The following is a 291-nucleotide window of genomic DNA, read 5'->3' as shown; positions in this document are numbered from 1 at the left end:
GCTTTCGGCCGTGATATCACGAGCCGTAAGGAAGCTGAACAAGCGCTCGAGACTGCTTACAAAGACAAAGGTAAATTCATTGCCACTTTGTCTCATGAGTTGCGCACCCCTTTGAATGGTATTGTTGGTCTCACTCGTATGCTGCTTGATACTGAATTAACGAAACAACAACGCAGTTGGTGCAATACGGTCTTCTCAAGCGCTGAAACCTTAGGCAACATCTTTAACGACATTATCGATTTAGACAAGATTGACAGAGAGCAACTTGATATTGTCACCGAACCGGTCGGT

Annotated in this window: 1 protein-coding gene; it reads left to right on the top strand. The window is 45.0% G+C overall.

Going from position 1 to position 291, the window contains the following annotated elements; translation table 11 throughout:
- The coding region (locus tag CWC14_RS18850) for a histidine kinase dimerization/phospho-acceptor domain-containing protein (protein WP_283957467.1) at positions 1 to 291 on the top strand (291 nt) is incomplete at both ends.

Origin of the sequence: Pseudoalteromonas sp. S3260, from assembly GCF_005886925.1 — a bacterium.
Lineage (GTDB): Bacteria > Pseudomonadota > Gammaproteobacteria > Enterobacterales > Alteromonadaceae > Pseudoalteromonas > Pseudoalteromonas tetraodonis.
This window is presented reverse-complemented; position numbering and strand designations above follow the sequence as displayed.